The sequence below is a fragment of the Brevibacterium sp. LAARM2_SD2 genome (assembly GCF_057364785.1).
The window spans coordinates 1-18,861 of sequence record NZ_JBNFOM010000030.1; the positions used below are offsets into that span (position 1 = coordinate 1).

Sequence of the window (18,861 nt, forward strand, 5' to 3'; positions counted from 1 at the left end):
AAGTCGGTGCCGGCGGAGATAACGCCGCGATGGAGTCCTTCTTCGCGCTGCTGCAGAAGAACGTCCTGGACCGCAAGCGCTGGCGGACTCGAGAAGAGCTCCGCATCGCGATCATCACCTGAATCGCCCCGGGTTTAGTGGAGGGCGGGTTGTCCCAGCGACGGCTGTCGCTGGGAGGTGTTCTCACGGTAGTACTCGTTCTCCTTCTCGATCGGGGTGAGGTAGCTGATCGAGGAGTGCAGCCGGTTCTCGTTGAACCAGTGGACCCAGGACAACGTCGCCAGTTCGAGGTCATCCGGGCTGCGGAACGGGCCGTCGATCTTGACGCACTCGTTCTTGTAGAGCCCGACGACGGTCTCGGCCAGGGCATTGATGCTCCTATAGTTGTCAACTCGCGATTTCACCGGTTCGGGGGTCGGTCTTGACGAGGTGGTAGACCTCGCGGATCACGTAGCGCTTGAGGCAGCGGATGATGTCGCGCTTGCTCTTGCCCTCGGCGGTGCGGCGGGCGACGTAGGCGATCGTCGGCTCGTGGAACCTCATCCTCACGATCACCGTCCGGTAGATCGCAGCGTTGAGCTGCCGGTGCCCACCATGGTTGATCCTGTGCTTGCCGCTGGTCATGCCCGACCCGGTCGGGACGGGGCTGATACCGGCGAGTTTCGCGAACGCCGCCTCGCTCTTGATGCGCTCAGGATTATCGCCCGCGACGATGAGGATCTCCGCGGCAGTGTCGACACCGATGCCGAACTCGTCCAGCAGGTGAGGCGCGCGCTGGAGCACGAGCTGCTCGATCTGCGCCTCGAGGTCGGTGATCTCGTCGTTCAGCGCGATCCAGCGCTTCGCGATCGACCGCAGCGCGTGACGGTTCGCGTCCTCCGGGGTGTCGAGCCCGCGGGGTCGGAGTGCGGCGCAGTGGCGGGCGATCATCTTCTGCGTCTTGCGCGCCGTCTCCCGACGCAGATCCTCGGTGGCATGGACAAGCATCGCTTTGAGGGTGATCATCGCGCCCGTGCGGTCCTTGACCGCGGTGTCGTGGGCGACTTTCAGCTGCCGGATCATCTCGACGACGCCGTCTGCGGTCTTCGGGATCGCGGTCGCGAACCCGGCGAGTACCGCTCTGGCGGCGTTCTCCGCGTCGAGGGTGTCCGACTTGCCGTTGAGGCGTCGCAGTCGCCGGTCGGGTCGTGAGACCTCGGCGACCTTGTGACCGTGGCGGCGGACGAACGAGGTGAGCGCGGCCCCGTAGGAGCCGGTTCCTTCGATGCCGAACGCGATGATCTTCCCGAACCCGTTCGCCCACTCCAACAGCTGCCGGAACCCGGCCGTGTCGGTCGCGATCGTGAGGGTCGCGAGGATCCCGCCGATGGAGTCCATCACCGCGGCGACGTGGATGTGCTTGTGGGTGTCGACGCCGATGACGACGTGCCCCGAACGGGCGGCCTCGAGTGCGGTCATGTTGTCCTGTTCCTCCTGCGGGTTAGCGTGGTGTCACGCTGTCGCCGGCGGGTGGACAGGACTGTCATGGGGACGCGTTGTCGAGACTGCTCCAGGCTCCTATCAGGTCACGCCCGATCCGGCGGCAGCGGTTACTGCGCGCCCGGCCGGAGGCTCGACAGATCAACGCCAAGGCACCCTGCGGGCCAATCGTATGCAAGGGTCAGAACGCTCCGGCCAGGACTTCCTCATCCTCGCGGGATGCGGCAGAAACAGACTGACAGTCGTAGCTGTCGCCGACGGTGCCGATCGAGGCGATCGCGCCGACCTCGGCGAGCCGGTCCGAGTAGCGCAGGGCGGTGTACTGGGCCCCGGCATCCGAATGCTGGATGACGCCGGTGACATCCTGGCCGGCCCGATCTCTCACCCATAGCGCCATCTCGAGCGCATCGAGCGGCAGCTCGGTCGGCATGCGCGACATCGTCCGCCAGCCGACGATCCGGCGCGAGTAGACATCTGTCACGAACGCCGTGAACGCCATACCCGACCAGGTCGCCACATACGTGAAATCGACGACCCAGAGTTCGTTCGGGCGGTCCGCGCGGAACTGACGCTGCACATGATCTGGCGGCCGAAGCGCTGAGTCGTCGGGCCGGGTGGTGACGACCTGCTTACCGCGACGGATGCCGCGCAACCCCAGTCGGCGCATGAGGCGCTCGACGGTGCAGCGGGCAACCTCGATGCCCTCGCGGCGCAGCAGACGCCAGACCTTCCGCGCCCCGCTGATCCCACGGCCGAGTTTTCGGTCCCAGAACACCCGCTCGATCTCGATGATCAGCGCCTCATCGCGGACTGCCCTGGCCGAGGCGGGGCGGGTCTTGAACGCGTAGTAACCGGACGGAGCGATCTGGACGCCGTGCTCGGTCAGCACGCGACAGATCGGCTCGACTCCGAACCGGTCACGATGATCATCGATGAACTGAACTACCACGGCAGTCGCGGGTCGAGCTCCCGCGCGAAGAACGACGAGGCCGCCAACAGGATCTCGTTGGCGCGCTTCAGCTCGCGCACTTCCGCCTCGAGCGCTTTGATGCGCTGCGCGTCGCTCGTCGTCGTCCCGGGACGCTCGCCCGCGTCGATCGCGGCCTGCTTGCACCAGCCCCGCAACGTGTCGGCGTTCACGCCGGTCCGCTGCCCGATCCGCACCACCGCCGCGTTCAACGACAACTCCGGATCTTCCTTCCTGGCCCCAGCGACAAGCCGCATCGCACGCGCACGAAGCTCCTGCGGATGGGGCCTTGACCCTCGATCGTGGACACGGTGTCGGTTCGGTTATGCCGCTTCCGCGAGGGTAGCGGATGCGGCGGCTTCGTAGGTGTTCGGGCTGATGTTGCCGATCGCGGAGTGGCGTCGGCGGGTGTTGTAGCGGTTCACCCAGCGGAACACGGCCCGGTAGGCGGTGGCCTGGTCCGGGAACGCCGCGCGTCCGGCGAGGAGCTCACGTTTGAGGGCGGCGTTGAAGCTCTCCGCGAGTGAGTTGTCGGCACTCGTCCCGATCGCTCCCATGGACTGGATGACCTTCAGGTCCTTGCAGAGCTTGACGTAGGCCTTCGAGGTGTAGACCGAGCCGTGGTCGCTGTGGAAGATCGCGCCGGCCAGTGAGCCACGCTCGCGGGCCGCGGCGCGGAGGGCGTCCTCGACGAGCTCGGTGCGCATGTGGTCGGCGACCTGCCAGCCGGCAAGCTTGCGGGAGCCGAGGTCGATCACCGAGACGAGGTAGAGGTTCGAGCCGTCCGCGATGGGCAGGTAGGTGATGTCTCCCACGTACCTGCGGTTCGGCTCGCCGACCGTGAAGTCGCGTTCGATCAGGTCCGGGAAGCGCCTGCCCGACTGGTCCGGGATCGTCGTCTTCACTCGGCGTCGCAGCCGGATTCCGGCGAGCTGGTGCTCGCGCATCACCCGGGCGACCCGCTTGCGATTGACCCGTTCGATCGGCGCGACGCCGTCGTTGAGGTCAGCGGTGATCCGCGGTGCACCATACGCGCGGTCGCCGCCCTGGTCGGGATCCTGCAGCACCCGGATCCGCGCCGCCAACGCCGCGTCCGCAGCGTGACGCTTGGCTCGTCCTGGCGCGGCTGCGAGCCACGCGTAGAACGAGGATCGGGCGATCTGAATGACCTCACACAACCGCTTCACGCCGTAGGCGTCCTTGTGGTCCTCGACGAACTGGAAGCGGTTCACCAGTTCGTCTCCCCGGCGAAATACTTCGCCGCCTGACGGAGTATGTCCCGCTCCGTCTCGAGCTTGCGGGCCTCGGCCTTCAGCGCTGTGTTCTCCGCTTCGAGCCGGGACACCCGCGCCGCCTGCGACTCCGGCCGCGGCCCATCAGGCACCGCCATGCCACCGCCGACAGTCGTCCCGGAGCCGAGCTTGTCGATCCACTCCTTCAACGCGCCCCGCGAGACCCCAAGATCGCCCGCGATGCCCTTGAGCGTCGCGCCAGGCGTCGACTCGTACAGGTCCACCGCCCGCCGCCGGAACTCGTCGGTGTAGTTCTTCCTTGCCATCCTTGGATTCTCGCTTCCCCAGCATCGTGCTGGAATCAGCGTGTCCAAGATCAGGGGTCAAGCACCGATACTTCCTCGGTGCTGGCATAGTCATCATCCTCTCGGGGAATCAGACCCTCCACGACACCCGGGGCGATTCAACCTGGATCGAACGCACCTACCACCGTCGTCGCCGACAGGCCCGCCTGGGCCGATTGACCCCCATCGAATACGAGACCATCATGAACCCCGCCGTGGATCTCGCGGCCTGACACCCCAACTGTCACCTGAGCGTGCGGCAGTCCCAGCCGATGAAGCCGGGGCTGCCGGGGTGACAGTGGGCGCAGAGTCCTTGGCTGTAATACTCGGTTGATCCGCACTTGCTACAGGCCGGCGGTGTGAACGGGCCGCCGGGGATGCAGTCGTAGCAGAAGTCGATTCGGGGTGTGAGCCACGCGGCCGGCCTCACCCCGCACGCGGTGCAGGGCAACGGCGGACTCAAGGGTCCGTTTGGGCCGCGTGCCGGACTCATAGCGGCGGCGGCGGCCGATCGTTCTTCGGACCGAACCGGGGCGCGACCATATTCGTGCTCCCATTCGCTTCTACCCGCCGACGGGTGCCGGGCTTGCGTGCTCGGACTTTCTCGGGCTCGGGCACCAGCAGATCAGTTGGCTTGCAGGCGAGGACATGGCAGATGACATCGAGATCGTCCAGCCGGATCGTGGTCGGCGTGCCCGTCCACAGCCCGGACATCTTGCCCTGGCTGATCTCTAGCCCGGCGTCGGCGAGCATCCGCCGCAGTTCCGCCGACTTCCAGATGCCGCGCTCGGCGGCCTGGACTCGCAGGTTCCATTTCATCGCGTGGTCATCCCTTCAAATCGGTCTTCCAGCCGTTGGTTGGCTTGCATCCACGAGTCCTCGACGTGCTCGCCCGGGACGTGGATGTACTGCGTCGTGGTCGAGAGCCATTGGTGCCCCAGCAGCTCTTGCAGCGCTTTCAAGTCCATGCCCGCCAGATACAATGATGACGCGCAGTAATGGCGGAGCACATGCGGCGTCATCCGTCCTCCGGCCCAGGCGGGCAAGAACCGTTCAGTCGCTCGGGTCAGGCCCCGCCGGAGCACGTCGTCGCTGGCCCGCCAGGAACGACCGAGTTCGTGGTCGAACCGCTCGGACGGGATCATCGGGGCATCCGGGTTGTCCCAGTCGGGGCCGAAGCGGTGTCGCACATCGCCGAGCCACCAGTCGATGAGCTTGTCCGCCCCGTTGATCGCAGGCACCAGACGCTGCTTCGACCCTCGTCCCCGCGAGCCTTTCCCGAACCGGACATGCAGTTTACCCAGCGCCCCGAGATCGGGCCGCCAGTCACGGATGTCGAGTTTCGTGCTCTCCGTGATGCGCACCCCGACCCTGCGCCAGAGCGACGCAGCGAAGTAGTTCCTCGCGGCGGGCAGATAACGTCGCTCATCTTGGAGCGAGGCGGCCCACCCGCCGAAGAGCCGGCCGATCTCCGCATCGGACGGAGGCACACGGACCTTGCCCAGCGACGAGCCCGACTGCCGGTTGTACTCGTCGACGGGCTGCTCGATCACCCAATCGGTCAGCGCATTGATGTCGCCCTGGTAGCGGGCGATGGCGAAGTCGTAGAACTGCGCGATCGCACCCGCCTTGCTCGCCCGCGTCGTGACCGCCAACCCAGCCCGACGTAGCCCGGCCAGAAAAGCGTCCGCGTCGGAGGGCCTTGCTTGCCACAGCGGGACGTCGAGATGGTGACGGAACTCGAACACGACTGCTCTGGACTGCGCGATGTAGCCGTCGCTGAGCCCGGCGGCAGCCATCGCGAGAGCGTACTGGTCGATGATCTCCTGCTCGAAGTCGGCAGCATCCTCCTCGGACCGCCAGCCCCTGGCAGTTCCGACACTCCGAACCGCAGCGAGCTTCATCACTCCGCAGCTTCACGAATCATGACCATGCATCAAGAATACTGCAAAAGTGTCAGGAATCATGATGGTTCGTCAGAATTCTCGACAAGCGGTAAGTCCGTTGCGGCGGCGGGCGGAGCGCACCTGCGAGGCATGAACCTCGGTCAGAAAGTTGCGGCTCTAGAGATAAACCCCCGCAAGTTCCCCGGATTTCTGACGGTTCTTCACTGTGGCTGACGGTTCGTCAGTATTCCTGAAGGTCTGTCGGAAGCTCTGACGGTTCGCGTGAACATGCGTGTCCGGCGCGGGACGGGCGGGGCGCACCTGGCGGGCATGAGAAAGAACCCCACCAGCCCCACTCCGGCCGCGTCCGCACCGGTGTCATTGCGATCCGTCGTCCTGGACGTCCAGCCGGACGGGTCGATGACCGTCACGATCAACGGCGCCCCGCACCCGCCACCGGAGAACACCGGGGCGTGGTCGCGGAAGATGTTCCCGCAGATCATCGACCAGGCCAGTGATGAGCGGGCGGTGCCGGTGCGGGTCGAGGTGCACGAGGCCGACGGCACCAGCTTCACCGACCTCATCCCTGCCGCGCCCCGCAAGCCCGCCGCCGCCGAACCGGTGCCGCAGAAGAAGGAGAAGCGCACGCCGGGCCGGCCGGTGCTGGTCGAGGTCACCGGGGACGGGTTCGTGCCCGGCGAGGACGTGGCGGTCGCAGTCATCGTCTCCCACACCGATGCCACCGGCGACGGCACCGCCCGCGCCCTGCTCGACCCGGCGCGGTTCGTCGGCTCAGGGGCGGATGAGGTGGTGTTGGTCGGGCGTATCTCCGGCTCCATCGTCGTGGAGACCCTGCGATGAGCATGGCGTCGCAGGGACGGCAGACCGGCAGCCTCGGCGACGAGCTGACCAACGCCGCCATGATCGGACTGGTCGGCCTGTTCGGCCTCGCGCTCATCCTGCGCGCCGCCGGTAGCATCGCCGCGTTCCTCACCGGCACCGACCAGCCGGCGGCCGGGCCGGCGGCCGGGGTCGGGGTGCTGTTCCGGCCCGGCGACCCCGCCGCCGCGCTCGACGCGGACGGGCTGCATCCGTTCGCCTACTGGACGGTCGCCGTCGTGCTGCTCACCGCTCTCGCCGCCGCGGGCGGCTGGGTGTGGGTGCGGCTGCGCCGCCACGCCCGCAAGGTCGAGACCGACCCGCACACCACCGCCGGGATCGCCACCTCGCATGAGATCACCACCACGGCCTCAGCGCGGGCGCTGCTCCAACGCGCCGCGAACCTCCGCCCCTCCCTGGACAACCCGACACCGGCAGACGTGGGGTACCGGCTCGGCACCAGCAAGGGCAAAGAGGTATGGGCATCGGTCGAAGACTCGATCCTGCTGATCGGGCCGCCCCGTTCCGGCAAGGGCCTGCATGTGGTGATCCCGGCGATCCTCGATGCTCCCGGCGCGGTGATCACCACCAGCACCCGGCCCGACAACCTCACCGCGACTCTGCGCGCCCGCAAACGGATCGGGCCCGTGGCCGTGTTCGACCCTCAACACTTGGCCGAGGGCGTGCCGGCGGGGATGCGCTGGTCACCCATCCGCGGCTGCGCCGACCCGCTCACGGCGATGATCCGCGCCACCGGCCTCGCCTCCGCTACCGGTTTGTCGGCGGGCGGGGTGGAGTCCGGCGGGTTCTGGGAGGGGAAGACCCGCACCGCTCTCCAAGCCTTGCTGCACGCCGCCGCCCTCGACCACCGGAGCCCGGAAGAGCTGTTCCGGTGGACTCTCGACCCCTCGGCGGCGGCCGAGGCGGTCGCGATCCTCACCAACCACCCCGACGCGGCGACCGGCTGGGCGGACTCGCTGGAATCCATGATCGACGCCGACCCCCGCACGCGGGACTCGATCTGGTAGGGCGTGTCCCTCGCCCTGGGTGCGCTGGCCGACCCGCGGGTGCTCGATGCTGTCAGCCCCGGCCCCGGCGAGGATTTCGACCCCGAACGGTTCATCCGCGACAAAGGCACCCTGTTCCTGCTCGCCACCGGCGCCGGTGCCGGCGCATCCGCCGCGCTGGTGGCCGCCCTGGTGGAAGACCTCGTGGAGACCGCTCGCCGGATCGCGGCCCGCTCGCCGGGAGCCCGGCTGGACCCGCCGGTGCTGCTCGCGTTGGATGAGATAGCCAATCTCGCACCGCTGCCGAGCCTGCCGGTGCTGATGGCCGAAGGCGGCGGCACCGGCATCACCTGCGTGCCCGTCTTGCAATCCCTCGCCCAAGCCCGCGACAAGTGGAACGAGAACCAGGCGAACGCGATCTGGGACGCCTCGATCGTGAAGATCATCCTCGGCGGCGCCTCCAACAGCAAAGATCTCCAAGACCTCTCCTCGCTGATCGGTGAGCGCGACGAGTACACCGACAGTGTGACCCTCGGCGATCACGGCACCCGGCAGAACCAACGCTCGGTACGGCGGGTGTCGGTCTTCCCGCCCGACCGGCTGCGGACCTTGCCCTTTGGCACTGCCGTCACCCTGCTGCGCGCCGCACCACCGATCGTCACCGATCTGACCCCGTGGCCGGCCCGGCCCGACGCCGCCCAGCTGAAGACGGACCGCGGCGAGATCGAGGCACTGCTGCGCCGCCCCCGTTCCGCGTAGAGCTCAGGACAGCGGGTGTGCACCTGCCTGTCACGACGGTCACCGCCCTCGGTGACCCGATGAGGCAGACAGGAGCAGAGCGATGGCCGAGGAAGCACACCCCGAGCAGGCCCCGGAGCCGGAGGCGGATGTCCGCCAGTCCTTCAAGGGACGCATCGTGTCCACCCCGTCGCTGGACACCACGTCGACGGGCAAGGCGAAGTTCTACGCGAAGGTCGAGCAGCGGCACTGGAACTACGAAAGCGACGGCACCTACACGCGGCTGCCGAACAGCTACCACGATCTGGTCGCCTACAAGGGCGCTGCCGTCCGCGCGTACAAGAATCTCCTCCGTGGCGACTACTTCATCGCCGAGGGTCGCATGGAGGAGTACACCAGCAAGTCCACCGGCGAGATGAAGGAGCGGTTCGTCGCCACCGGGCTCGGGCACGACATGGCCCACACCCGCTACGACGTCGACCGCAGTCCCCGCCGCGAGGTCGCCGAACGCGCCGCCGGGCAGCAGACCCCCGAACGAGACACGTCCCACCAACGGGCCCCGGAGCCGGAGGGGGCACGGTCGCGGCCGGCCCAGCCGCCGCCCGGGCCGCGGGAGCAGGTGTCTGCCTTCGAGGCGTCGGCGCGGCGTCCTGTGCAGCAGCCGCCGGCGATGGGCCTGTGAGGACGAGGGAGACCGCGATCATGAGCGACCTGACCTCCGACCACAACAGCCCCGCCGAGCCGCAGGCCGATGGCCTGCCCGGCGACGACTTCGACCTGGACGAGGACTACGACGAGTACGACACCGAAGAGGGCGAGGAGGATGCCGGCCCGCCTGGACCGGTGAACTGGTACCTGCTGCGCGCTGACGTGCTCGAAAAGGAGTGGTACGCCCTGAACCGGTGGGTCGAAAGGCTGCGCCGCACCTACGGGCTGCCCGCCAGCGTGATCCCGCCGTTCTGGCACCGCCACGACGAACTGGTCTGGGAACTGTCTGCTCTCCATCTGCATTGGCTGTGCGCCTACCACCCCGAGCAGGACGGGTCCGCCCCGTTCGGGTGGCATCGCGACTTCGCCGACGCCCGCGCCCGGCTGCGCGAATGGGTCGCCGCCTCCGGCACCCGTCTGGACCGCGACCGGCCCACCCGGCAGACCGCCTGGCCCGGCGAGGACCCGCCCGACCCGATCGAGGACGTGTTCGTCGCCGACCGCGACCGCGACTTCGTGGACTACGTCGCCGCACGAGTCGCCGAGCGCCGCGCCGCCGAAGACGCCTTCTACGCCGGCGCCGACCCCGAAACCGGAGAACTGCCATGACCACCACCACCACCGCAGTGCAGAAAGAGAACGCCGAGCTCTCGCGACTCCAGGATCGGGGGCGAGAGCTCGGCGCGTCGTTCCTGCCTCCGACCGAGCGGCAGGGCGCTGCGATCAGGACGATTCTGCTCGCTTCCACTGATACGTCTCGGGAACCGAGTAGCGAGGCGTGATCTTGATCCGATCCGGGTTGAAGTACGGCCCCATCTGGATCGCCTTCTCCACACGGATGTCCAGCAGCATCTTCAGCAGCCGACGCTTCTCGACCAGCTCCAGACGGTCCCATGCCGCCTCCAGATCGCTCTCCTGGATGAACGAGAGCAACTGCTTGTCAGCGACGGGAGGAACCGCAGCCTTCGCGGCCTGCTCGATCTGCGGAATCAGTCGACGTTCGATGCTGGTGAGCATCGTCATGCTGATCCGGCCCTCGGCGTACTCGCTCGCCGCCTCGTCCAGTCGCTGACGCAACGCAGCGGCCTGCTCCTCAGCCTCCCGGACCCGCTCACTCCAATCGTCCTCCGGGCCGATGATCACCGCCAAGCTCTCCGGCTTCGACAACCAGCCCAGCAACACGCCGGTGACGTACACGTCGGTGTTGCGCATATCGATGCTGACCTTGCGGCAGCCGGGGCGCCCGCAGCTGTAGTTGTCAGAACGCAGCCCGGTGCGCTTGCGCACCTTCGTGCCGTGAATCCGCACCAGCGGATGGAGGCAGTACCCGCACCTCGCTATGAACGTCAGCAGCCAGCGCGGATGGCTGGGGTTGTCCTCGGGAACGTAGCGGGTGCGCCTGGCTCGGTCATCGAGCAGATGGTTGACCTGCTCCCACTTCTTGACCGGAATGATCGCGGGCCAGTCCGCCTCGCCGATCACCTCGCCCTGGTACATCCGCAATCCCGCGATCGTCGGGCTCTTGATGATCTGCCGGATCGTGGCAGTCGTCCAGCCGCGCGAGTGATCAGAGGTCGCCTTCATCGGCGTGGGCACGCCCTGACGATTGAGGCGCGTCACGATCTGGTTGATCGACCCGCCGTCGAGAATCTCGTCAACCGCTGAGACGATGATCGCCGCCTTCTCCGGGTCTACCTCCTGGCGAACGAGCGCACGGGTATGCTCGTCGTAGACCCTCCGGTACCCGAACGGCAGCCGCCCGTGCGGGCGGCCCTTCTGCGCGTTCAGCCGCACCGTGCGCAACTGCCGGTCGCGGATGATCGCCGCGTCCTTCTCCGCACTCAGAAACTCCAGGCCCATCATGAAGCTGTCATCGTGGCGGGCGAAGTCGTAGACACGACCCTTCGTCAGGTACAGCACCCCGGCCTCCTGACAGGCGGCGCGCAGCTGCACATAGGCCAGGAGCTCACGACCGGCACGTGAGGGCTCCCACGTCACGAAGGCGTCGTACTCCTTCGACGCGATCAGTTCCAGAGCCTCCTCGAATCCTTCGCGCTCGCGGGTGCGCCAGCGCGACGCGGATCGGTTGGCGTCGGTGATGACCTTGGCGACCGTCCACTTCTCCTGCTCGCACCAGGCGCGGCAGTCGGTCTCCTGGTCGGTGGTGGATCGCATGAGGTAGTGGCGATCCATCGAGGCACGTGTGTAGATGAGTGCTCTGACTTCCGAGGCGACCGGCAGAGCGAGTGATTGAGTTTCCATGGCAGACAGGTGCTCCCTTGGGATCTGCCATCGAATTTCTGGGTGAGCCGACCAACGACGTCGACTCCGACATGCTCGCCGCGATGGAGGACCTCCTCGACTCGTGGCCGGGCACCCTCATCGTCGTCTCCCACGACCGCTACCTGCTCGAGCGGGTCACCGATCAGCAGTACGCGATCCTCGGCCACCGTCTGCGGCACGTGCCCGGCGGGGTCGACGAGTACCTGCGCCTGCGCGCGGAGGAGGCCGCGGGGTCGAGCCCGGCAACGAGGTCGAACAGTGCAGATCCCGCCGGGACCGCCTCGGCGGAGGAGTCGTCGGCACCGAAGCTCAGCGGCGCCGAACGGCGGGCCGCGACGAAGGAGGTCTCGGCGATCGAGCGGCGCATGGACAAGCTGAGCACGCAGGTGGCCGCCCTCCACGAGGAGATGGCCGTCCACGATCAGGCCGACTTCGAGGGACTCGCCGCGCTCACCGCGCAGGTCCGGGAACTCGAGGATAAGACGGCAGCGCTTGAGGAGCGCTGGCTCGAGGCCACCGAGGCGCTGGAGGCGTAGTGGACTGGCGTCAGCGGCTGGCCGACGAGGAGGCGGAGACCCGTGCGCTCCTCGCGTCGCTGAGCGCCTCGATCGACGGTCTCTCCGCTGCCCGGCAGGGCGACAACAGCGACGACGAGCACGACCCCGAGGGCTCGACGATCGCGTTCGAACGCAGCCAGGCCGACGCGCTGCGGCAGCAGGCCGGTGACCGCCTCGACGCGATCGCCGCGGCGATGACCCGGCTCGATGACGGGACGTTCGGGATCTGCGCCGCCTGCTCACAGCCGATCGCCCCGGCGCGACTCGACGCTCGCCCGTACGCGGCGCTGTGCGTGATGTGCGCGAGCAGGGACACCGGGAGGTAGACGATGGCCGCCGGAGTCGTCCTCATCGTTCTCCCCCCGCTGCTCCTGCTCCTCGCCGGCGTGCTCGTCCTCGTCCAGGCCGCCCGGGGCCGGCGCACCGGGTCGACGCCCGGTTTCGTCCTCCGCCTCATCGCCGGCATCGGCGTCCTCCTCTGCGCACTCCTCGCACTGTCGGGGCTGTGGCTCGAGATCAACTACGCGGTGGTGTTCTTCCCCGTCATCGCTCTCATCCTCGGCGGGGTGTGGCTCATCGCCTTCCTCGGCGCCGCGCTGCTCGCCGACTGGCTGACCGCCCGCGGCGGGAACTGACGAACTCGGGACGGAAGTCTAGGCGCCTGGGGAGGGCGGGCCGCCTCGGCGACATGACCTTCTGTGACGGAATGCGGCGCGAATCTGACCTTCTGTGACGGTCGACGGCGGACAGCGACGCTGCCTGTGATGAGCTGGCTGAGTCCTCAATGCGACGGAGCTCGGTCATCGGGCCCGACGATCTCAGCTCTACCGGGAGAACTCATGTCACAGTCCAACGCCCTCACCGAGCGCCTCGACGCCGGTCCCGTGATCTGCGCGGAAGGCTTCCTCTTCGAACTCGAGAAGCGCGGTTACCTCTCCGCGGGAGAATTCGTGCCCGAGGTCGCGCTCGAGTTCCCCGAGGCGCTGCGCAGCCTCCACGTCGACTTCCAGCGGGCCGGCTCCGACATCGTCGAGGCCTTCACGTACAACGGACACCGCGAGAAGATGCGGGTCATCGGCAAGGAGGACCTCCTCGAGCCTCTCAACCGCTCGGCCCTGCAGATCGCGCGCTCCGTCGCCGACGCCAAGCCCGGCAACTTCATGGCCGGCAACATCTCGAACTCGAACATCTGGGATCCCGCCGACCCCGCGAAGCAGGACGAGGTCCGCGCGATGTTCTCCGAGATGGTCGGCTGGGCCGTCGAGGAAGGCGCCGACCTCATCATCGGTGAGACCTTCTACTTCGCCGGTGAGGCCATCGCCGCCGCCGAGATCGCGAAGGCCAGCGGCCTGCCCGTCGTCCTCACCCTCGCGCCGATGGCGTTCCAGGAGATGGCCGACGGGGCCGGGATCGTCGAGACCGCCCAGCGCCTCGAGCAGCTCGGCGTCGACGTCGTCGGCCTCAACTGCTTCCGCGGACCGGCGACGATGCTGCCGTGGCTCAAAGAGATCCGCGCGGCCGTCTCGTGTCACGTCGGCGCCCTGCCGATCCCCTACCGGACGACCGAGGAGGAGCCGACCTTCTTCAACCTCTCCGACCCCCACGCCGCGGTGCCGTCCCCGCACGGCCGGACCTTCCCCACCGCGCTCGATCCGCTGCAGACCAACCGCTACGAGATCGGTGCCTTCGCGAAGGAAGCGCACGAGCTCGGCGTCAACTACCTCGGCGTGTGCTGCGGGGCGACCCCGATGCACATCCGCGAGGTCGCCGAGGCGGTCGGCCTGACGACGGAGGCGAGCCGGTTCTCGGAGAACATGAGCAACCACTTCATGTACGGCACGAACGAGCGCCTCGCCGACAACGTCGTCGCCCTCGGCGACCGGGCGTAGGAGCGCCTCGGGCGGACCAGCGCCTCGGGTGCAGCAGCGTGTGAAGCGGTCGGCGGCCGATGCCGCCGGCCGCCGCTTTACTTTCCGGTGACGTCGATCCGGTCGAGGGCGGCTTCGAGGCGGGCGACGGTGCCGTCGATGTCACCGAGCTTGTCGAGCCCGAAGAGCCCGATGCGGAACGTCGTGAAGCCCTCCGGCTCCCCGGCGTGCAGCGGCACACCCGCCGCGACCTGGAGTCCGACCTCCTTGAACGCCGCGCCGTTGGCCAGCTGAGGGTTGGTCGTGTGGACGACGACCACGCTCGGCGCCTGGAACCCGGGGCCGCCACCGAGGGCAGACCGCGGGCGGCGAAGACCGCTCGCACCCGCTCGCCGAGTTCGAACTGCGCCGTCTCGAGCTTGTCGAAGCCGCGCTCCTCGGTCTCGCGCATGAGAGCGGCGTTGTGGGCGAGCGCATCCGTCGGCATCGTCGCGTGGTACGGTGCGCGCCCGGCCTCGTACTCGTCGGCGATGAACAGCCACTTCTTCAGGTCCATCGCGAAGCTCGTCGAGGTGCCGGCCTCGACCGCGGCCCGACCGGCCTCCCCGAGCATGACGTAGCCCGCGCACGGCGACCCGCTCCACCCCTTCTGCGGGGCGCTGATGAGGACGTCGACGCCGAGCTCGGCCATCGACACCCACACCGCACCCGAGGCGATGCAGTCGAGGACGAAGACTCCCCCGACGGAGTGGACGGCATCGGCGACGGCCCGGATGTACTCGTCGGGCAGGAGCATCCCCGAGGCCGTCTCGACGTGGGGAGCGAACACGACGGCCGGGCGTTCGCGCTCGATGGCGGCGACCACCTCGGCGATGGGGGCAGGCGACCACGCGGCCCGGACATCGTCGGAGTCCGGCTGAGCCGGGAGGACGACGGTCTCGCTCGCGATCGCTCCGGCGTCGAGGATCTGCGACCACCGGAACGAGAAGAGCCCGTTGCGGATGATCAGGCACTTCTTTCCCGTCGCGATCTGCCGGGCCACCGATTCCATCGCATAGGACCCGCCACCGGGGACGATGGCCGCACTCTGCGCGTCGAAGGCGGTCCGCAGGATGCGGTTGACGTCCTGCATGACGGAGACGAAGCGCGCCGACATGTGGTTGAGCGAACGGTCGGTGAAGACGACCGAGTACTCGAGCAGACCGCCGGGATCGACGTCGTCGTGGGGCAGGGTCGGATCGTGGGGCTGCGGCGCATCATGTGGCTGAGTCATAGATCCCACAGTGCCACGTTCCCCGCGCCGGGGCCACCGGCGGCTCAGACCTCGACTTCGCTGCGGTCGCCCGACCACAGCGTGTGGAAGACCCCGGGACGGTCGACCCGCCCGTACGTGTGCGAGCCGAAGAAGTCCCGCTGGGCCTGGATGATCGCCGCCGAGGACCGGGGCGTGCGGAGGCCGTCGACGTAGGCCAGCGCCGAGGCGAGCGCCGGGACCGCGATCCCCGCCGCGACCGCGTCGCCGACGGTCGAGCGCAGAGCGGCCTGGTCGGCCTCAAGCGACTGCCGGACATCATCGGCGGCGAGCAGGCTGCTGAGATCCGGCTGCGCGTCGTAGGCGGCGACGATCCGGTTGAGCAGTCGCGCGCGGATGATGCACCCGGCCCGCCAGATCGACGCGAGCTCGCCGAGGCTGATGTCCCAGCCGTGCTCGCGGCGCCGCGGCGATCTCGTCGAAGCCCTGGACGTACGCGAGGATCTTGCCCATGTACAGCGCCCGGCGGACCGTCTCGATCGCCTCGCCGAGGCGGTCGGCAGGGGCCGTGTCCGCCGATGCCGTGTCCGCCGGGGCCGGTCCGCCGAGGGCCTCCCCCTGGGCGCGCAGATCCGCCGCCTGGGACAGCGACCGCGCGAAGACCGCCTCGGCGATCGTCGGCACGGGAACCCCGAGGTCGAGACCCGACTGCGCCGTCCACGCCCCGGTCCCCTTGGCACCGGCGGCATCGGCGACGATGTCGACGAAGGGACGCCCCGTCGCGGCATCGGTGTGGGCGAAGACCTCGGCGGTGACCTCGATGAGGTAGGACTCGAGTTCGCCCGCGTTCCACTCGGTGAGCACCGCGGAGATCTCGGCGGGGGTGAGCCCGAGCCCGTCGCGGAGGATCGTGCACGCCTCGGCGATGAGCTGCATGTCGGCGTACTCGATGCCGTTGTGGACCATCTTGACGAAATGACCGGCGCCGTCCGTGCCGATGTGGGCCACGCACGGGACCGGCTCGACCGACCCCGGCACCTCGGCACGGGCGGCGATCGGCGTGAGGAGGGGACGCAGGCGCTCCCAGGCGGCGTCGGAGCCGCCGACCATGAGCGAGGGCCCCTCGAGCGCGCCGACCTCACCGCCGGAGATCCCGACGCCGACGAACTCGATGCCCGTCTCGGCCAACCGCCGCCCGCGGGCGATCGTGTCGGTGAAGTGGGAGTTGCCGCCGTCGACGATGATGTCGCCGGGGGCGAACACCTCGGCGATGCTGCCGATCGCGGCGTCCGTCGCCGCCCCGGCATTGACCATGAGGATCGCGACGCGGGGCGCCTGCAGCATCCCGGCGAGCTCGGCGGGAGAGGTCGCGACGAGGAACTCGGCCTCCGGGTGGTTCGCGGCCACCGCCCGCGCGCGGTCGACGTCGAGGTCGTAGAGCGCGACGCGCAGACCCTCCTGCCCGGCGAGGTTGCGAGCGAGGTTCGACCCCATCACTCCGGTCCCGATCACAGCGACATCGGCGTTCATCAGCAGTCCTCTTCGTTGCAGGGTCACGTTGTTGACAGTCTTCCGCAGAAGAAATACGGTTCAATAACTCTGATTTATTCTGCAGAGCATATCAATATCATCATATGTTTTCGAGAGATTCTTATGGACCTGGGACAGACCCTTCCACCACTCGTCATCATGGGAGTGTCGGGGACGGGCAAGACCGTCGTCGGCCAGCAGGTCGCCGAGGCTCTCGGGGTGACGTTCATCGACGGCGATGACCTGCACACCCCGGCGAACAAGGCGAAGATGGCCGCCGGCATTCCGCTCACCGACACCGACCGGATGCCGTGGCTCGCCGCGATCGCCACCGAGCTCAGCCGCCTCCCCGCCCCGCTCATCGCCTGCTCGGCGCTCAAGCGCCGCTACCGTGACCGCCTGCGCATCGATGCCCCGGCGACATTCTTCATCCACCTCGACGGTCCCCGCGCCGTCATCGCCGACCACCTGGCCCGGCGCGCCCACGAGTTCATGTCGCCGACGCTGCTCGACTCGCAGCTGTCCACCCTCGAGGCCCTCGAGCCCGACGAGGCGCACATGGTCGTCTCGATCGAGCAGAGCCTGCCCGAGGTGCGGCAGACGATCCTCGATCTCCTGCCCGCCGAACTCTCCCGCATCGCCCTCCACCGCCGCACCCGCCTCGAGGAAGAGGATCAATGACCGACATCGAACTCGCGTGGACGCTGCCGGCGCCCGCGCTGCTCGGCCTTGCCGCCGCGGCGATCGCCCTCCTGCTGCTGCTCATCATCAAGCTCCGGCTCCACGCGTTCGTCGCCCTCGTCGTCGTCAGCGTGCTGACGGCACTCGCGGCCGGCATCACCCCCGGTGACCTCGTCACCGTGCTCTACGACGGGTTCGGCTCGACCCTGGCCAGCGTCGCCCTCCTCGTCGGCCTCGGCGCGATGCTCGGGCGCCTCCTCGAGCTCTCCGGCGGCGCAGAGGTGCTCACCGACCGTCTCATCAAGGCCTTCGGTGAGAAGCGCGCCCCGCTCGCGCTCGGGGTGACGTCCCTGCTCTTCGGGTTCCCGATCTTCTTCGACGCCGGCCTCGTCGTCATGCTCCCGATCATCTTCACCGTCGCGCGCCGCCTCGGCGGGTCGCTGCTCCTCTACGCGATGCCCGCGGCGATGGCGTTCTCCGCGATGCACATCTTCGTGCCCCCGCACCCGGGTCCCGTCGCCGCCTCCGGCCTCCTCGGCGCCAATGTCGGTCTCGTCCTCATCTGCGGCATCCTCATCGCGATCCCCGCGTGGTACCTGTGCGGGTACCTCTTCGGTCTCTTCATCGGCCGGCGCTTCGACGTTCCCGTGCCGACGATCCTCTCCGCCGGCGGCGACGACGAGTATGCGAGCTTCAAGTCGACACCGAGCCTGACCACCGTCATCACCCTCCTCGTCCTCCCCCTCATCCTTATCTTCTTCAACACCGGACTCGGCTTCGCCGCCGAGGCAGGCTGGGTCGACGGCGAATCCACCCTGGTGACGAGCCTGCGGATGCTCGGCGAGACGCCGATCGCGCTGCTCATCACCGTGCTCGCGGCGATGTGGCTGCTCGGGTGGCGGAAGAACAAGAGCCGCTCGCTCGTCGACTCGATCGTCGACTCCGCACTCGGACCGGTGTGCTCGATCGTCCTCATCACCGGGGCCGGCGGCATGTTCGGCGGGGTGCTGCGGGCCAGCGGCATCGGCGACTCGATCGCCGACTCCCTCGCCGCGCTCGGCTTGCCGGTCATCGTCGCCGGCTTCCTCATCGCCGCCATCGTCCGCGTCGCCCAGGGATCGGCGACCGTGGCGCTGACGACGGCCGCCGCGCTCGTCCAGCCGATCGTCGTCGGCAATCCGGACTTCTCGAGCCTCCAGGTCGTCGCGATCGTCCTCGCCCTCGCCGCGGGCTCCGTCTTCGCCAGCCACGTCAACGACTCGGGCTTCTGGCTCGTCTCACGGTTCTTCGGCATGGACACGAAGACGACGCTGAAGACGTGGACGGTCGGGCAGGCGCTCCTCGGCGTCGTCGGCTTCGCCTTCAGCCTCATCCTCTACGCCGTCGTCAGCGCGTTCTGAGGCGCGCGGGACTTCCCGCGTTCTGAGAGGCGCGCGGGCCTCAGCGCCTT

16 protein-coding genes, 5 pseudogenes and 1 other annotated feature are annotated in these 18,861 nt (G+C 68.4%); of the genes and pseudogenes, 11 read left to right on the plus strand and 10 right to left on the minus strand.

All coding sequences use genetic code 11. The features are described 5' to 3' along the window. Positions 1-119: pseudogene (locus AC2W7K_RS15800) on the plus strand (IS3 family transposase); the annotation flags it as partial. A gap of 15 nt (positions 120-134) precedes the next feature. Here the strand turns inward: AC2W7K_RS15800 and AC2W7K_RS15805 are convergent. The 7 genes and pseudogenes from AC2W7K_RS15805 to AC2W7K_RS15835 form a co-directional block, all read right to left on the minus strand. Continuing rightward, the gene (locus AC2W7K_RS15805) at positions 135-404 is read right to left on the minus strand and encodes an integrase core domain-containing protein (RefSeq protein WP_198499363.1); all 270 of its coding nucleotides are present in this window, start codon (positions 402-404) and stop codon (positions 135-137) included. After that, positions 388-1,458, minus strand: a complete 1,071-nt coding sequence (locus AC2W7K_RS15810; protein WP_198499364.1) for an IS110 family RNA-guided transposase — start codon at positions 1,456-1,458, stop codon at positions 388-390. Before AC2W7K_RS15810 ends, AC2W7K_RS15805 begins: the two co-directional genes overlap by 17 nt. Before the next feature lie 262 nt (positions 1,459-1,720). Next, positions 1,721-2,428: pseudogene (locus tag AC2W7K_RS15815) on the minus strand (IS3 family transposase); the annotation flags it as partial. Beyond that, positions 2,336-2,464 (minus strand) — a sequence feature (AL1L pseudoknot). Its footprint overlaps the pseudogene before it by 93 nt. After that, positions 2,422-2,664 (minus strand): transposase, encoded by a 243-nt coding sequence (locus AC2W7K_RS15820; protein WP_198499366.1) that lies wholly within the window; start codon positions 2,662-2,664, stop codon positions 2,422-2,424. Its footprint overlaps the feature before it by 43 nt. The gene AC2W7K_RS15820 and the pseudogene AC2W7K_RS15815, both read right to left, overlap by 7 nt. Positions 2,665-2,769: 105 nt before the next feature. Further along, a protein-coding gene (locus AC2W7K_RS15825; RefSeq protein ID WP_486006386.1) for an IS3 family transposase occupies positions 2,770-4,004 on the minus strand; the annotation gives its coding sequence in 2 pieces (ribosomal slippage) (positions 2,770-3,695 and positions 3,695-4,004; 1,236 coding nt in all). Between the two features lie 507 nt (positions 4,005-4,511). Next, positions 4,512-4,841, minus strand: a complete 330-nt coding sequence (locus AC2W7K_RS15830) for a helix-turn-helix domain-containing protein (RefSeq protein WP_162228821.1) — start codon at positions 4,839-4,841, stop codon at positions 4,512-4,514. Beyond that, positions 4,838-5,926 (minus strand): tyrosine-type recombinase/integrase, encoded by a 1,089-nt coding sequence (locus tag AC2W7K_RS15835; RefSeq protein WP_198499368.1) that lies wholly within the window; start codon positions 5,924-5,926, stop codon positions 4,838-4,840. Before AC2W7K_RS15835 ends, AC2W7K_RS15830 begins: the two co-directional genes overlap by 4 nt. A gap of 312 nt (positions 5,927-6,238) precedes the next feature. On the opposite strand from AC2W7K_RS15835, the gene AC2W7K_RS15840 reads away from it, so the two are divergent. From AC2W7K_RS15840 to AC2W7K_RS15855, 4 genes and pseudogenes are all read left to right on the plus strand, one after another. Continuing rightward, on the plus strand, positions 6,239-6,769 hold the full coding sequence (locus AC2W7K_RS15840) for a hypothetical protein (protein ID WP_162228944.1): 531 nt from the start codon (positions 6,239-6,241) through the stop codon (positions 6,767-6,769). Between the two features lie 2 nt (positions 6,770-6,771). Continuing rightward, a pseudogene (locus AC2W7K_RS15845) lies at positions 6,772-8,553 on the plus strand (type IV secretory system conjugative DNA transfer family protein). An 82-nt stretch (positions 8,554-8,635) separates the two neighbouring features. Continuing rightward, on the plus strand, positions 8,636-9,214 hold the full coding sequence (locus tag AC2W7K_RS15850; protein WP_162228823.1) for a single-stranded DNA-binding protein: 579 nt from the start codon (positions 8,636-8,638) through the stop codon (positions 9,212-9,214). A gap of 20 nt (positions 9,215-9,234) precedes the next feature. Continuing rightward, complete coding sequence (locus AC2W7K_RS15855) at positions 9,235-9,849, plus strand: hypothetical protein (protein WP_162228824.1); 615 nt, start codon at positions 9,235-9,237, stop codon at positions 9,847-9,849. A gap of 114 nt (positions 9,850-9,963) precedes the next feature. Here AC2W7K_RS15855 and AC2W7K_RS15860 read toward each other — a convergent pair whose 3' ends face one another. Next, the gene (locus AC2W7K_RS15860) at positions 9,964-11,502 is read right to left on the minus strand and encodes a recombinase family protein (RefSeq protein WP_259864523.1); all 1,539 of its coding nucleotides are present in this window, start codon (positions 11,500-11,502) and stop codon (positions 9,964-9,966) included. Between the two features lie 38 nt (positions 11,503-11,540). Between AC2W7K_RS15860 and AC2W7K_RS15865 the strand changes: the two are divergent. The 4 genes and pseudogenes from AC2W7K_RS15865 to AC2W7K_RS15880 form a co-directional block, all read left to right on the plus strand. Then, positions 11,541-12,059: pseudogene (locus AC2W7K_RS15865) on the plus strand (ABC transporter ATP-binding protein); the annotation flags it as partial. Further along, on the plus strand, positions 12,059-12,406 hold the full coding sequence (locus tag AC2W7K_RS15870; protein WP_198499369.1) for a TraR/DksA family transcriptional regulator: 348 nt from the start codon (positions 12,059-12,061) through the stop codon (positions 12,404-12,406). The pseudogene AC2W7K_RS15865 and the gene AC2W7K_RS15870, both read left to right, overlap by 1 nt. Positions 12,407-12,409: 3 nt before the next feature. Next, positions 12,410-12,715 (plus strand): hypothetical protein, encoded by a 306-nt coding sequence (locus AC2W7K_RS15875; RefSeq protein ID WP_198499370.1) that lies wholly within the window; start codon positions 12,410-12,412, stop codon positions 12,713-12,715. Between the two features lie 204 nt (positions 12,716-12,919). Beyond that, complete coding sequence (locus AC2W7K_RS15880; protein ID WP_198499371.1) at positions 12,920-13,969, plus strand: homocysteine S-methyltransferase family protein; 1,050 nt, start codon at positions 12,920-12,922, stop codon at positions 13,967-13,969. Here the strand turns inward: AC2W7K_RS15880 and AC2W7K_RS15885 are convergent. Then, positions 13,908-15,221 (minus strand): pyridoxal-phosphate-dependent aminotransferase family protein, encoded by a 1,314-nt coding sequence (locus AC2W7K_RS15885; protein ID WP_486006387.1) that lies wholly within the window; start codon positions 15,219-15,221, stop codon positions 13,908-13,910. The genes AC2W7K_RS15880 and AC2W7K_RS15885 overlap by 62 nt on opposite strands. A 44-nt stretch (positions 15,222-15,265) precedes the next feature. Then, positions 15,266-16,730: pseudogene (gene gndA / locus AC2W7K_RS15890) on the minus strand (NADP-dependent phosphogluconate dehydrogenase). 123 nt (positions 16,731-16,853) lie between these two features. Between gndA and AC2W7K_RS15895 the strand changes: the two are divergent. Together AC2W7K_RS15895 and AC2W7K_RS15900 are read left to right on the plus strand one after the other, a co-directional pair. Next, entirely contained in the window at positions 16,854-17,411 is a 558-nt protein-coding gene (locus AC2W7K_RS15895) for a gluconokinase (protein ID WP_198499374.1), read from the plus strand. Beyond that, positions 17,408-18,811: a GntP family permease gene (locus AC2W7K_RS15900; RefSeq protein WP_198499375.1), complete on the plus strand. Its 1,404-nt coding sequence runs from the start codon at positions 17,408-17,410 to the stop codon at positions 18,809-18,811. Before AC2W7K_RS15895 ends, AC2W7K_RS15900 begins: the two co-directional genes overlap by 4 nt. Positions 18,812-18,861 lie beyond the last annotated feature (50 nt).